The 13,892-nt window shown below is 64.9% G+C and carries 13 protein-coding genes; 9 read left to right on the top strand and 4 right to left on the bottom strand.

Annotated features, from left to right (window positions below; all coding sequences use genetic code 11):
• The first annotated feature begins 96 nt into the window (after positions 1–96).
• The 8 genes from epd to E3U47_RS07465 all read left to right on the top strand — a co-directional run bounded on the left by epd (position 97) and on the right by E3U47_RS07465 (position 7,351).
• On the top strand, positions 97–1,158 hold the full coding sequence (epd, locus tag E3U47_RS07500) for an erythrose-4-phosphate dehydrogenase (protein WP_134690385.1): 1,062 nt from the start codon (positions 97–99) through the stop codon (positions 1,156–1,158).
• Positions 1,159–1,170: 12 nt separating this feature from the next.
• A complete protein-coding gene (locus tag E3U47_RS07495; protein WP_134690383.1) occupies positions 1,171–2,334 on the top strand; it encodes a phosphoglycerate kinase in 1,164 nt (387 codons plus the stop codon).
• Positions 2,334–2,585, top strand: a complete 252-nt coding sequence (locus tag E3U47_RS07490) for a hypothetical protein (RefSeq protein WP_134690486.1) — start codon at positions 2,334–2,336, stop codon at positions 2,583–2,585. The genes E3U47_RS07495 and E3U47_RS07490 overlap by 1 nt, the downstream gene beginning before the upstream one ends.
• A gap of 80 nt (positions 2,586–2,665) precedes the next feature.
• Complete coding sequence (locus E3U47_RS07485; RefSeq protein WP_134690381.1) at positions 2,666–2,995, top strand: MliC family protein; 330 nt, start codon at positions 2,666–2,668, stop codon at positions 2,993–2,995.
• Positions 2,996–3,095: 100 nt separating this feature from the next.
• Positions 3,096–4,160 (top strand): class II fructose-bisphosphate aldolase, encoded by a 1,065-nt coding sequence (fba, locus tag E3U47_RS07480; protein WP_011536013.1) that lies wholly within the window; start codon positions 3,096–3,098, stop codon positions 4,158–4,160.
• A gap of 216 nt (positions 4,161–4,376) precedes the next feature.
• A complete protein-coding gene (locus E3U47_RS07475; RefSeq protein ID WP_134690379.1) occupies positions 4,377–6,494 on the top strand; it encodes a bifunctional diguanylate cyclase/phosphodiesterase in 2,118 nt (705 codons plus the stop codon).
• A 39-nt stretch (positions 6,495–6,533) separates the two neighbouring features.
• Positions 6,534–7,034: a M48 family metallopeptidase gene (locus E3U47_RS07470; protein ID WP_023631708.1), complete on the top strand. Its 501-nt coding sequence runs from the start codon at positions 6,534–6,536 to the stop codon at positions 7,032–7,034.
• Between the two features lie 20 nt (positions 7,035–7,054).
• On the top strand, positions 7,055–7,351 hold the full coding sequence (locus E3U47_RS07465) for a helix-turn-helix domain-containing protein (RefSeq protein ID WP_134690484.1): 297 nt from the start codon (positions 7,055–7,057) through the stop codon (positions 7,349–7,351).
• 65 nt (positions 7,352–7,416) lie between these two features.
• Here E3U47_RS07465 and E3U47_RS07460 read toward each other — a convergent pair whose 3' ends face one another.
• Positions 7,417–7,869 carry a GNAT family N-acetyltransferase gene (locus tag E3U47_RS07460; RefSeq protein WP_134690377.1) on the bottom strand — a complete coding sequence of 151 codons (453 nt, stop codon included), beginning with the start codon at positions 7,867–7,869 and terminating at the stop codon, positions 7,417–7,419.
• 200 nt (positions 7,870–8,069) lie between these two features.
• On the opposite strand from E3U47_RS07460, the gene E3U47_RS07455 reads away from it, so the two are divergent.
• On the top strand, positions 8,070–8,807 hold the full coding sequence (locus E3U47_RS07455) for an ABC transporter substrate-binding protein (protein ID WP_134690375.1): 738 nt from the start codon (positions 8,070–8,072) through the stop codon (positions 8,805–8,807).
• Positions 8,808–8,820: 13 nt separating this feature from the next.
• Here E3U47_RS07455 and yccS read toward each other — a convergent pair whose 3' ends face one another.
• The 3 genes from yccS to dbpA form a co-directional block, all read right to left on the bottom strand.
• The gene (gene yccS, locus E3U47_RS07450) at positions 8,821–11,004 is read right to left on the bottom strand and encodes a YccS family putative transporter (RefSeq protein WP_134690373.1); all 2,184 of its coding nucleotides are present in this window, start codon (positions 11,002–11,004) and stop codon (positions 8,821–8,823) included.
• A 184-nt stretch (positions 11,005–11,188) separates the two neighbouring features.
• Complete coding sequence (locus E3U47_RS07445) at positions 11,189–12,370, bottom strand: NAD(P)/FAD-dependent oxidoreductase (RefSeq protein ID WP_134690371.1); 1,182 nt, start codon at positions 12,368–12,370, stop codon at positions 11,189–11,191.
• A 136-nt stretch (positions 12,371–12,506) separates the two neighbouring features.
• Complete coding sequence (dbpA, locus tag E3U47_RS07440) at positions 12,507–13,844, bottom strand: ATP-dependent RNA helicase DbpA (RefSeq protein WP_256660243.1); 1,338 nt, start codon at positions 13,842–13,844, stop codon at positions 12,507–12,509.
• Positions 13,845–13,892 lie beyond the last annotated feature (48 nt).

Raw genomic sequence — 13,892 nt, 5'->3', positions numbered from 1 at the left:
AAGGTATGGCGTACACCGTACCCTGTAGGAGCGGCCTTGTGTCGCGATGGGCCGCAACGCGGCCCCAAAAGCCATCATGCGCTAGCGAGCCATCGAATGCCCCACCCGCGTCCCTACAAAGTTGCACTCAACGGTTACGGCCGCATCGGCCGCTGTGTCCTGCGCGCACTGTTCGAGCGGGGAGCGAAGGCCGATTCCGAGATCGTCGCGCTGAACGACCTGGCCGATCAGGCCAGCCTGGAATACCTGACGCGCTTCGACTCCACCCACGGGCGTTTCCCCGGCGAGGTGAAGGTCGACGGCGATTGTCTGCATATCAATGGCGGCTGCGTGAAAGTGCTGCGCAGCGCCACCCCCGAAGGCATCGACTGGGCCGCGCTGGGCGTCGACCTGGTGCTGGAGTGCTCGGGCGCCTACAACACCCGTGCCGACGGCCAGCGCTTCCTCGACGCCGGCGCGCCGCGGGTGCTGTTCTCCCAGCCCATGGCCAGCGAGGCGGATGTCGACGCCACCGTGGTCTATGGCATCAACCAGGATTGCCTGACCGGTCGCGAATTGCTGGTGTCCAACGCCTCCTGCACCACCAACTGCGGCGTGCCGCTGTTGCGGGTGCTGGACCAGGCGTTCGGCATCGAGTACGTGCAGATCACCACGATCCACTCGGCGATGAACGACCAGCCGGTGATCGATGCCTATCACCACGAGGACCTGCGTCGTACCCGTTCGGCGTTCCAGTCGGTGATCCCGGTGTCCACTGGTCTGGCGCGTGGTATCGAACGCCTGCTGCCGGAACTTGCCGGGCGAATCCAGGCCAAAGCGGTACGCGTGCCGACCGTCAACGTGTCGTGCCTGGACATCACCCTGCAGACCGCCCGCGACACCAATGCCGCAGAGGTCAACCGGGTGCTGCGCGAGGCCGCCCTGGATGGCCCGCTCAAGGGCCTGCTGGCCTACACCGAGCTGCCCCACGCCAGTTGTGATTTCAACCATGACCCGCATTCGGCCATCGTCGATGCCAGCCAGACCCGCGTTTCCGGCCCTCGCCTGGTGAATCTGCTGGCCTGGTTCGACAACGAATGGGGGTTCGCCAACCGTATGCTCGACGTCGCGGAACACTATCTGCGCGTCGTTCACCCAACCCGCAGCAAACAGCCCTGAAGGACTGCATTCATGACCGTGTTGAAGATGACCGACCTCGACCTGCAAGGTAAGCGCGTACTGATCCGCGAAGACCTCAACGTCCCAGTGAAGGACGGTGTGGTAGCCAGCGACGCGCGTATCCTGGCAGCGCTGCCGACCATCAAGCTGGCCCTGGAAAAAGGCGCGGCGGTGATGGTCTGCTCGCACCTGGGCCGCCCGACCGAAGGTGAGTTCTCTGCCGAGAACAGCCTCAAGCCGGTCGCCGATTACCTGAGCAAGGCTCTGGGCCGCGACGTGCCGCTGGTTGCCGACTACCTCGACGGTGTCCAGGTGCAGGCCGGTGACCTGGTGCTGTTCGAGAACGTGCGCTTCAACAAGGGCGAGAAGAAGAACGCCGACGAGCTGGCGCAGAAGTACGCCGCCCTGTGCGACGTGTTCGTCATGGACGCCTTCGGTACCGCCCACCGCGCCGAGGGTTCCACCCACGGTGTCGCCAAGTTTGCCAAGGTCGCCGCCGCCGGCCCACTGCTGGCTGCCGAGCTGGACGCCCTGGGCAAGGCCCTGAAGGCCCCGGCCAAGCCGATGGCCGCCATCGTCGCCGGCTCCAAGGTGTCGACCAAGCTGGACGTGCTCAACAGCCTGAGCGCGGTCTGCGACCAGCTGATCGTCGGCGGCGGCATCGCCAACACCTTCCTGGCTGCCGCCGGCCACCCGGTCGGCAAGTCGCTGTACGAACCTGACCTGGTCGAGACCGCCAAGGCCATCGCCGCCAAGGTCAGCGTGCCGCTGCCGGTGGACGTGGTGGTCGCCAAGGAATTCGCCGAGAGCGCCGAAGCCACCGTCAAGTCGATTGCCGATGTGGCCGCCGACGACATGATCCTGGACATCGGCCCGAAAACCGCCGAGCAGTTCGCCGAGCTGCTGAAGACCTCGAAGACTATCCTGTGGAACGGCCCGGTCGGCGTGTTCGAGTTCGACCAGTTCGGCAACGGCACCAAGGTGCTGGCCAAGGCCATCGCCGACAGCGCCGCGTTCTCCATCGCCGGTGGTGGCGACACCCTGGCCGCCATCGACAAGTATGGTGTCGGTGCCGATATCTCCTACATTTCTACCGGTGGCGGTGCGTTCCTCGAGTTCGTCGAGGGCAAGGTCCTGCCAGCGGTGGCAATCCTGGAAGAGCGGGCCAAGGCCTGATTTTGACGGCGCCTGGCAAAGGGAGCGACCTGATGGTCAAGCAATTGCCTGTGATGATCGTGGCCATGCTGCTGGGCGCCTGTTCCAGCGGCAAGGGCAGCGATGCCGATCCGGCGCAGCCGCCCAAGGGCGGTTGCTACCAGTCCCAGTGGCAGGCCGAAACAGTACCGGTGATCAACAAGCGCTTGGGCCCGGATGGCCTGGAAAAGTACGACGACGAACACCAGCGCAAGGCGCCGGGCTGCCCTTGATCGGGGCCTGGGCAACCTAACGCAGGTTTTGTGGTCTTGGACATTGGGGCTGCACAGCAGCCCCCGACGAGGTTTAGCGGATGAAAGCGCTACTGGCCCTGTTGGCCTTGGCACCCCTGGCAGGCTGCGCGCTGTTGCAACCGGCCAAACCCGCCCCGGCGGATAACTGGACCCGCTGGGTCTGCGACAGCCAGGCCGAAGTGCTCTGGCGCTTCGCCGACGCACAGCAGGACGCGGTTGACGTGCGCCTTGGCGGCTCTGACCAGGTCTACCGGCTCAAGGCCGAGCCGGGCGCCTCGGGCGCGCTGTACAGCGATGGCATGCTGGCCTTCCACACCAAGGGCGAGGAAGGCCTGGTGTACTGGGTGGCGACCAACGATCTGATTGGGCGGGGCTGCAAGGCACCGTGACTGGCCGGGCCGCGCAGGTGGCCCACACTACTTGAACAGCAAGCGCCCCTGCGGCAGGCTTGCACGAAACAAACGACGCTTGTCGGGAGAGAGATACACCATGGCACTCATTAGCATGCGCCAGATGCTGGACCACGCCGCCGAGTTCGGTTACGGCGTGCCGGCTTTCAACGTCAACAACCTCGAGCAGATGCGCGCCATCATGGAAGCCGCCGACAAGACCGACTCTCCGGTCATCGTCCAGGCTTCCGCCGGTGCCCGCAAGTACGCCGGTGCCCCATTCCTGCGCCACCTGATTCTGGCGGCCATCGAAGAGTTCCCGCATATCCCGGTGTGCATGCACCAGGACCACGGCACCAGCCCTGACGTGTGCCAGCGCTCGATCCAGCTGGGCTTCAGCTCGGTGATGATGGACGGCTCGCTGGGCGAAGACGGCAAGACCCCGACCGAATACGAGTACAACGTTCGCGTTACCCAGCAGACCGTTGCCATGGCGCACGCCTGCGGCGTTTCGGTAGAGGGCGAGCTGGGTTGCCTGGGTTCGCTGGAAACCGGCATGGCCGGTGAAGAAGACGGCATCGGCGCCGAAGGCGTGCTGGATCACAGCCAGATGCTGACCGATCCGGAAGAAGCCGCCGACTTCGTCAAGAAGACTCAGGTGGACGCCCTGGCCATCGCCATCGGCACCAGCCACGGCGCCTACAAGTTCACCAAGCCACCGACCGGTGACGTGCTGGCGATCGACCGCATCAAGGAAATCCACAAGCGCATCCCCAACACCCACCTGGTGATGCACGGTTCGTCCTCGGTGCCGCAAGAGTGGCTGGCGATCATCAACCAGTACGGTGGCGACATCAAAGAGACCTATGGCGTACCGGTCGAAGAAATCGTCGAAGGTATCAAGTACGGTGTACGCAAGGTCAACATCGACACCGACCTGCGCTTGGCTTCCACCGGCGCCATGCGTCGCCTGATGGCGCAGAACCCGAGCGAGTTCGACCCACGCAAGTTCTTCGGCGAAACCGTCAAGGCCATGCGTGACGTGTGCATCGCTCGCTACGAAGCCTTCGGCACCGCCGGCAACGCCTCGAAGATCAAGCCGATCTCCCTGGAAGGCATGTTCCAGCGCTATGCCAAGGGCGAACTCGCGGCCAAGATCAACTGATCCGGCACTGCTCGAAAAAACCCGCAGCGATGCGGGTTTTTTTGTGCCTGGGCCCCCAGTCAGCCGGCGCCATCCAGCACGGTTCTACCGTTAGTCGGCTAACACCATCACGCATGGCTTATAGCCATCTGCAGCCATTGCGTCTTTGCCCGCCGGGGCTAGAGTAACCATCGGATCCAATCGCAAGTCGCAGTCGGACTTACTTAGAGAAGCAACATGGATGGCGCTTATTCATATACCCCGGAAAGCAGTTCGGTGCTGCTGGTCGTAGACGACTATCCGGAGAACCTCATCAGTATGCGGGCCTTGCTGTCCCGCCAGGATTGGCAGGTCGTGACTGCCAGCTCAGGGATGGAAGCCCTGAGCGCCCTGCTCGAACACGACGTCGACCTGGTCCTGCTCGACGTGCAGATGCCCGAAATGGATGGTTTCGAGGTCGCCCGGCTGATGCGTGGCAGCCAGCGCACGCGGCTGACGCCGATCATTTTCCTGACCGCCAACGAACAATCCGAAGCCGCCGTGCTCAAGGGGTACGCCAGTGGTGCGGTGGACTATCTGTTCAAACCTTTCGACCCGCAAATTCTCAAGCCCAAGGTGCAGGCCCTGCTGGAACAGCAGCGCAACCGGCGCATGTTGCAGCGGCTAACCCGTGAGCTGGAGGCAGCGCGGGCGTTCAACGCCTCGATCCTGGAAAACGCCGCCGAGGGCATCCTGGTGGTGGACGAGGCGGGCACCATAGGTTTCGCCAACCCGGCCATCTCGCGGCTACTCGATGCGCCTGTGGAAAAACTGCAGGGTGCCCATGTGCTGGACTTGATCCAGTTGCCCTGCGCCAGCCTGTGGCACGAGTCGGACTTCTACCAGGCCTACCTCGGGCGGCAGATTTTCCGCGTGCATGACGCCCAATTGCGCACCCTGGCCGGGCAGTTGGTGCCGGTGGCGCTGTCCTGCGCGCCGTTGCCGGCCGAACAGAAGGCCATGGTGGTGACGGTGCTGGACATGTCGGTGGTGCGCAGCCTGCACCAGCAACTGGAATACCAGGCGGTGACCGATCCGCTGACTGGCCTGCTCAACCGTCGGGGTTTCTACCAGGCCGCCGAGGGCGCATTGTTGCGCAGCGAACGCTCGGACAAGGCCCAGGCCCTGATGTACATGGACCTGGACGGCTTCAAGCGGATCAACGACCTGCTGGGCCATGATGCCGGTGACAAGGTGCTGCGCTGGGTCGCCGAGCAGCTCAAGGAGTGCCTGGGCAGCGAGGCGTTGCTGGCGCGCATGGGCGGAGACGAGTTCACCGCGCTGTTCGATGGCCTGCCGTACCCCGAGCAGGCTGGGCGCCATGCCGAAAAGTTGCTGGAACGCATGTCGAGCTTCCAGCAAGTGGATGGCTTGGACGTCAGCCTGGGGGTCAGCATAGGCATCGCCACCTACCCCGACTGCGGGGCCAATGTCGAAGGGCTGCTGCGCGCGGCGGATGCCGCGATGTACGCCGCCAAGCAGGCTGGGCGCCAGCAGTATCGGTTCTACGACCAGGAACTGAACGGTCGCGCCCGCTCGCGGCTGATGCTCGAAGACAGCGTGCGCACGGCCATCGAGCAGAACGATTTCAGCCTGGTCTACCAGCCGCAGGTGGCGTTCGACGATGGCCGGCTGCGGGGCTTCGAGGCCTTGCTGCGCTGGAAGCACCCGAGTGTCGGCGACGTGCCGCCAGGGCTGTTCATCCCACTGCTGGAGGAGGCCCGCCTGATCAACCGCCTGGCCAGCTGGATCTACCGCAAGGGCGCGGCCCAGCGCCGGCTCTGGGGCGAGCGCTTCGGCCCCGAGCTGGTGCTGGGCATCAGCCTCAGTCGCGCACAGTTCACCATGCCCGGGCTGGTGGATGAATTGGCGCGGGTGATCGATGAGCAACAACTGCAGCCTTCCCAGCTCGAGGTAGAGGTGGCCGAGACCTCGCTGATGTACAACATTGACGCAGCGGTGAAACAGGTGCACCGCCTGCGCGACTTGGGTATCCGCGTGGCGCTGGACGACTTTGGCGCCGGCGACTGCTCGTTGCGCATGCTGCGCGACCTGCCCATCGACACCCTCAAGCTGGATCGCCATCTGGTGGCGCGTCTACCGGGTTCGGCCACCGATATCGCCCTGGCGCGCAGTGTCATCGGCCTGTGCGCGGCCTATGGCATCACCGTGATCGCCGAAGGGGTGGAGACCCAGGCCCAGGCCGAATGGCTCAAGGACAACGGTTGCGCCTACGTACAAGGCTTCCTGGTGGCGCGGCCGATGACCGCTGCGGATGCTGGCAACTTCCCGGCGGTTTTCCCATGGGCCTCGTGATTGGCTAAACTCGCGTCTCCTTGTGCCGACCCGCCTGCCATGACTGCCCTACGTTACCTGCAAGCCTACCCGCCGCACCTGCAGGAACAGGTGCGCCAGATGATCGCCAGCGATCGCCTGGGCGACTACCTGCGCCAGCGCTATCCCGAACGCCATGACGTGCAGAGCGACAAGGCCCTGTACGGCTATGCCCAAGAGATCAAGCAGCAGTACCTGCGTAGTGCGCCGCCGCTGGACAAGGTCCTGTTCGACAACCGCCTGGACCTCACCCACCGTGCATTGGGCCTGAACACGGCGGTATCGCGGGTGCAGGGCGGCAAGCTCAAGGCGAAGAAGGAGATCCGCGTCGCCTCGTTGTTCCGCGAGGCAGCGCCGCAGTTCCTGCGCATGATCGTGGTGCATGAGCTGGCGCACCTGAGGGAGCGCGATCACAACAAGGCGTTCTACCAGCTCTGCCAGCACATGGAACCGGACTACCATCAACTGGAATTCGACCTGCGCGTCTACCTGACCTATCGGGAGCTGCCGGGCAACACCTGAGGGACACGTACCCCATGACCATGGAAGTGAGCAAGACTCGCAGCAGCTTTTACCGCCGCCTGTACGTGGCCTGGTTGATCGATAGCCAGACCGCCACCAGCGTGCCGGCCTTGATGGAGGCCACCGGCATGCCGCGGCGTACCGCCCAGGACACCATCACCGCGCTGGCTGACCTGGACATCGTCTGCGAGTTCGAGCAGCAGGCCGGGGCACGCAACCATGCCGGGCATTACCGGATTCGTGACTGGGGGGCGATCGACAAGCAGTGGATCATCCAGCACCTGCGCCAGATCAGGGATGTGCTGGGCTATCCGTGATCTCTGTGTGGTCGCAGTGGGGCAACGCTCCTACTGGCCTTGAAGGTGACGCGCCCCCGGCGCTTTCAGCCCTTGCGCATGCCGATATGAGGAATGTCGTCCTCGAGGTATTCCTCGCCCACCACCACGAAGCCATGCCGGGCGTAGAACGCTTGCAGATGAGCCTGCGCAGACAAGTACACCGGGGTGCCGGGCCAGCAATGCTCGGCCGCCTCCAACCCCTTGAGCAGCAGGGGGTGCCCCAATTTCTGATCGCGCACCTCTGCGGCCGTCACCACCCGCCCGATAACCACCTCACCGCTCTGTGATTGTGGGTCGAGCAAGCGCAGGTAGGCCACCAACTGCTCGCCGTCCCAGCCCATCAGGTGCAGGGTGTCGCCACACAGATCCAGCCCGTCGACCTCCTGGTAGGGGCAGCGTTGCTCGACCACGAACACTGCGGTGCGCAGTTGCAGGATGGCGTAGAGTTGTTCCTTGGTGAGGTCGGTATGGTGCTTGCAGATCCATTCGATGGACATGGACAGGGACTCCTTGGATTGACCGTCGATCATCGCAAATCCAGCTCGGCCCAACCACCGTACCAGGTTCGGCCAAAATAGAGGCTAAATGACACTATCGTCCGCTGTCGCCAGGATGCGGCTTGTGTAATCTGCAATCGTGGTTGCAAATAGAGATCGCCATCACCAGCGTGGGCCCCCAACTGCGAAAGGATTTGAGCATGCGGCCACTGCTTTGCGTTCTTGGGTTACTGGGACTGTTATGCGCGGGGCCAGCCATGGCCCATGGCAAGCTGCGGCTGGTGGCCGACAGCTGGCCGCCGTTCACCGACAGCGCAATGCCCGGCGGCGGCCTGGCCACCAGTATCGTCACCACCGCGCTGACCCGCGCCGGCTATGCCACCGAGTTCGAGGAGGTGCCCTGGGCCAGAGCGCTGATGGGGGTGGGCGAGGGACGCTACGATGTTTTGATCAATGCCTGGTACAACCAGGAGCGCACCCTGATCGGCCAGTTCTCCGCGACCTACCTGGTCAACCGCATCCGCCTGCTCAAACGTGAAGGCGAGGCTTTTGCCTATGTCCGTCAGGCTGACCTGTACCCCTACACCATCGCCGTGGTGCGCGATTACGCCTATTCCCCCGAATTCGACCGCGACGAACGCCTGAACAAGGTGCTGGTGCGCAACTTTTCGTCGGCGGTGCGCATGCTGGCGGCCGGGCGGGTGAACCTGGCGGTGGAGGATGAATACGTGGCGCGCTACAACTTGCAGCGCGAGCCGCAGCAGGTGCGTGAGGGCGTGGCCTTCGTCGACCCGCCGCTGGGCGAGAACAGCCTGCACATCCTGGTAAGCCTCAAGCACCCAGAGCACAAGAAGATAGTGGCGCGTTTCGAAAAGGCCATCGCCACCATGAAGGCCGACGGCAGCTACGCCCGCCTGTTGCGCCAGCATGGTTTCTGAGCCCGCCGCGCGATCAGGCGGGTTGACCTTCCTTGATCAGATGCCCGGCCAAGGTCCGCAACGGCCCCAGCTGGCGACAGATCAGCGCCAATTGCGTCTGCACCAGGCGCTGATGCTCGTCCAGTTCCTCGGGCATCTGCTCCAGGGTGTTGGCCAGGGCTTCCTCGGCATCGCTGTGGATCGCCACCGGTAGCCGCGCCGCTAGCCCATTGGCAATTTCGTCGAGGCTCGCCGCCAGGGCTTTCCCGGCGCCATCGATCAAGTGCTCATGCACCTCCGCCGGCAGCGCGGTATCACGGTGCGCGCCCAACCCCGACAAGTAGCTGAGCAAGGTGTGCGACAGCACCAGGAAGCGGAAGCCCACATCGGCTTCCTTACGGAAATGTCCGGGCTCCATCAGCATGTTGGCCAACGTGGTGGACAACGCCGCGTCGGCGTTGTGCGCATTGCGCCGGGCCAGGCGGTAGGCCAGGTCGTCGCGCTTGCCATGGGCGTACTGCTGCATGATCTGGCGCAGGTATTCACTGGCGCAGGCCAGGGTGTTGGCCAGCACCTTGTTCAAACGCCGCCCCTGCCAGTCGGGCAGGAACAGGAACACCGCGAGGATGGCGATCAGGCTGCCGACCAGGGTGTCGAACAGGCGCGGCAGGAACAACCCGTAGCCATCGCCGATCTGGTTGAAGCAGAACAGCACCATCAGGGTGATCGCGGCCGTCGCCAGGGTGTAGCGGGTGGTGCGGTTGACGAAGAACACCACCCCGGCCACCACCGCGAACGCCGATTGCACCAGCGGGTTGGGGAACAGGTCGAATAGCGCCCAGCCCACGGTCAGGCCAACGGCGGTGCCGAAGATGCGCTGCACCAGCTTGCGCCGGGTCGCCCCATAGTTGGGCTGGCAGACGAACAGGGTGGTGAGGATGATCCAGTAGCCCTGGGTCGGGTGGATCAGGTGCACCATGCCGTAGCCTACTGACAATGCCAGCGACAGGCGCAAGGCATGACGGAACAGCAGCGAGGTCGGCGTCAGCTGGGTGCGCAGGCGCTTCCACACGTCCTTGAGGTTGCGCGGCGAGCGGTCGAGCAGGCTGCTGTCGCTGGCATCGGCCAGGCTGTCCGGGTTGCTGGCGGCGCTGAGCAGGCGGTCCAGGGTCGACAGGTTTGCGGCCAGGGCGCGCAGTGAGCGTAGCAGGCCGCGCCAAGCCGGGTTGTGCTGGGTGCGCAGGTGCTCCAGCGAGGCGTTGAGGTCTTCCAGGGCCTCGGGGTAGCCGCTGGCCAGCACGAACGGCTGGCGCAGGCGGATCGAGCGGGCCAGTTCCTGGCAGGACGCGCCCTGTTTGCGCAGCAGACGCTGGCAGCGGAACATCACGTCGCTGTGGAAGAAGGCGTCGGTCAGGGCGTTGTACGGATAGTGCGAGGCGCTGACCCGCTCATGGATGTCCTGGGCCAGGAAGTACAGCTTGAGGTAGCGGCTGACCTTGGAGTTGGGCTGGCTGTTGCCGACCCGGTGCAGGATGATTTCCTTGGCGGCGTTGAGTGCCGCCACTACCTTGCCGTTCTGCCGGGCCAGCTCCAGGCGCGTGGCCTCGACGTCGAGGGTGCGCACCGGCTCGAACAGGCTGGCCTTGAGCTTGAGGTAGCTCCCCAGCTCGTAGAACAGCCTGGCCAGGCTTTGTTGCACCGGCTGGTTGGAAAACAGCGCCTGCCACAGCACCGACAGCATTCCGTACCAGGCCGCGCCGGCCACCAGTAATAGCGGTTCGTGCCAGAAGTCGCTGACCTGGCCACCGCGCTGGTCGACGCCGATCATGGTGTACACCGAGAGGATCAGCGTGGCCGAGGCGATTGCCCCGTAGCGTTCGCCCAGGGCACCGAGCATGGTCAGACCGAAGGCCGCCAGGGCCAGGGCGATGGCGAAGATCCAGGGGTAGGGGAACAGCAGCTCCACCGACAGCGCGGCGATGGCGAAGCACACCAGGGTCACGGCCAGGGCGCTGAGGCGGCCTTGCCAGCCGTCGTCGGTCTCGGCCAGGGCGCTGGCGATGATGCCGAGGAACAACGGGATCAGCAGGCTCATCTCGTTCTGGTACCAGCACCAGGCCATGCTGCCGGTGAGGGCGATGGTCACGCGGATGGCGTAGCTGAACTTGTCTTGGCCCCACAGGCGACGCAATGAATGGCGGAACGAGCTCGATGACATGATGGCCCTGGGCTGAGATCGGTTGAGTAGCTTCGAGGCCGTTCGCCGGCAAGCCGGCTCCTACGGGGGATTGCGCTTTCCTGTAGGAGCCGGCTTGCCGGCGAAGGGCTGCAAGGCAGCCCCGAAATGGCACTCCGAGCACAGACCAGCAAGAAGCGTTCCGTGCTGCTGAATGGATTCTACTCTATACGAACTGCGCCGCCGCGTTGGCCGATGCCCAGGCCCACTGGAAGTTGAAGCCTCCCAGGTGCCCGCTGACATCCAGTACCTCGCCGATGAAGTACAGCCCCGGGCTTTTCAGCGATTCCATGGTCTTGGAGGACACCTCGCGGGTATCCACGCCACCGAGCGTGACCTCGGCGGTGCGATAGCCTTCGGTGCCGGCCGGGACCACCTGCCAGGCCGACAGCTGTTCGGCGACCTGGGTCAATTCCGCCGGTGTGTACTGCTTCAGCGGTTTCGAAACGAACCACTGCTCGGCCAGCAGGTTGGCCAGCTTGCGGGTGAACACCTCGCCCAGCACGGTCTTCAGCTCGCTGTTGGGACGTTCGGCCTGCTGGCCTTGCAGCCATTGCAGCGCGTCGCGATCGGGCAGCAGGTTGATTTCCACCGTGTCGCCGGCCTCCCAGAACGACGAGATCTGCAGGATCGCTGGCCCACTCAGGCCGCGGTGGGTGAACAGCAGGTTCTCGCGAAAGCTCGTGCCATTACAGCTGGCGATGCAGTCCAGCGAGGTGCCCGACAGCTCGGTGCACAGTGCCTTGAGCTGGGGCTCGGTGATGGTAAATGGTACCAGGCCGGCGCGGGTGGGCAGCAGTTCGTGGCCGAACTGGCGGGCAACCTGATAGCCGAAGCCACTGGCGCCGAGCGTCGGGATCGACAGGCCGCCGGTGGCGATCACCAGCGACTGGCAGATGAATGGGCCGGCGCTGGTCTGCAGGGTGTAGCCGGCCGCGGTCTTTTCGATCTTGTCGATGCTGGTGTTCATGCGCAGCTCGGCGCCGGCCTGGTCGCACTCGGCCAGGAGCATGTCGAGGATGTCGCTGGACTTGTTGTCGCAGAACAGCTGGCCGAGCTTCTTCTCGTGGTACGGCACGCCGTGCTTGCACACCAGCTCGATGAAGTCCCACTGGGTGTAGCGGGCCAGCGCCGACTTGCAGAAGTGCGGGTTGTGCGAGAGGAAGTTGGCGGGCTCGGTGTACATGTTGGTGAAGTTGCAGCGCCCGCCGCCGGACATGAGGATCTTCTTGCCCGGTTTGTTGGCGTGGTCGAGCACCAGCACCCGGCGCCCGCGCTGGGCGCTGAGCAATGCGCACATCAGGCCGGCGGCGCCGGCGCCGAGGATGATCACGTCGGTGGAGTGCACGGTGTTACCTCTTCAGAATTGCCGGGGCTGCTGTGCAGCCCTTTCGCGGCACAAGGCCGCTCCTACAGGATGTACGCGATCCCCTGTAGGAACGGCCTTGTGCCGCGAAAGGGTCGCGAAGCGACCCCAAAATAGGTCAGACGATACGGACTTTCAGGGCCCGGCCCTTGATCTTGCCGCTGTTCAGGCGCTGCATGGCCTGTTTGGCCACCGCCCGCTCCACGGCGACGAACGCCACGAAGTCGAAGATGGCAATCTTGCCCACCTGCTTGCCCGGCAGCCCGGCGTCGCCGGTCAGCGCGCCGAGGATGTCGCCCGGGCGCAGCTTGTCCTTGCGCCCGGCGCCGATGCACAGGGTGGTCATCGCCGGCAGCAGCGGCTCGCCGCCCTTGCTCTTGAGGTTGTCCAACTGCTCCCAGCGCAGCGGCTTGCTCTGCAGGTCCTCGATGGCCTGGGCGCGGTGGCCTTCGGCTGGAGCCACCAGGCTGATCGCCACGCCTTTCTCGCCCGCGCGGCCAGTGCGACCGACGCGGTGCACGTGGATCTCGGCGTCACGGGCCAGCTCGACGTTGATCACCAGGTCCAGGCCATCGATGTCCAGGCCGCGGGCGGCGACGTCGGTGGCCACCAGTACCGAGCTGCTGCGGTTGGCGAACATCGTCAGCACCTGGTCGCGGTCGCGTTGCTCCAGGTCGCCGTGCAGGGCCTGGGCGACGATGCCCTTGGCGGTGAGGTGGGCAACCACGTCCTCGCACTGCTGCTTGGTGAAGCAGAACGCCACGCAGGACTGCGGGCGGTAGTGGCCGAGCACACGGGTTACCGCCTCCAGGCGTTGCTGCGGGTCGATCTCGATGAAACGCTGCTCGATCTGGCTATCGCTGTGCAGCGCCTCGACCTTGACCTGCTGCGGCTGGCGCATGAAGTCCTTGGCCAGTTGCTCGATGCCGGCTGGGTAGGTGGCCGAGAACAGCAGGGTCTGGCGGCGCGTCGGGGTCTTGCCGATGATGTTGGCGATGGCGTCGAAGAAGCCCATGTCGAGCATGCGGTCGGCCTCGTCGAGCACCAGGGTGTTGAGCCCGTCGAGCACCAGGGTGCCCTTGTCCAGGTGTTGCTGGATACGGCCCGGGGTGCCGACGATGATATGCGCGCCGTGCTCCAGCGAGGCGATCTGCGGGCCCAGCGAGACGCCGCCGCACAGGGTGAGGATCTTGATGTTGTCCTCGGCGCGGGCCAGGCGGCGCAACTCCTTGGCCACCTGGTCGGCCAGTTCGCGGGTTGGGCACAGCACCAGCGCCTGGCAGCCGAAGTAGCGCGGGTTGATCGGGTTGAGCAGGCCGATGCCGAAGGCGGCGGTCTTGCCGCTGCCGGTCTTGGCCTGGGCGATCAGGTCCTGGCCTTTGAGGATGACCGGCAGGCTCTGGGCCTGGATCGGGGTCATCGAGGCATAGCCCAGGGCGTCCAGGTTGGCCAGCATGGCGGTGGACAGCGGGAGGGTGGCAAAGGCGGTGTTTTCAACGGTCAC

Source organism: Pseudomonas sp. RIT623, from assembly GCF_004519305.1.
In the GTDB taxonomy this organism is placed as follows: domain Bacteria; phylum Pseudomonadota; class Gammaproteobacteria; order Pseudomonadales; family Pseudomonadaceae; genus Aquipseudomonas.
This window is presented reverse-complemented; position numbering and strand designations above follow the sequence as displayed.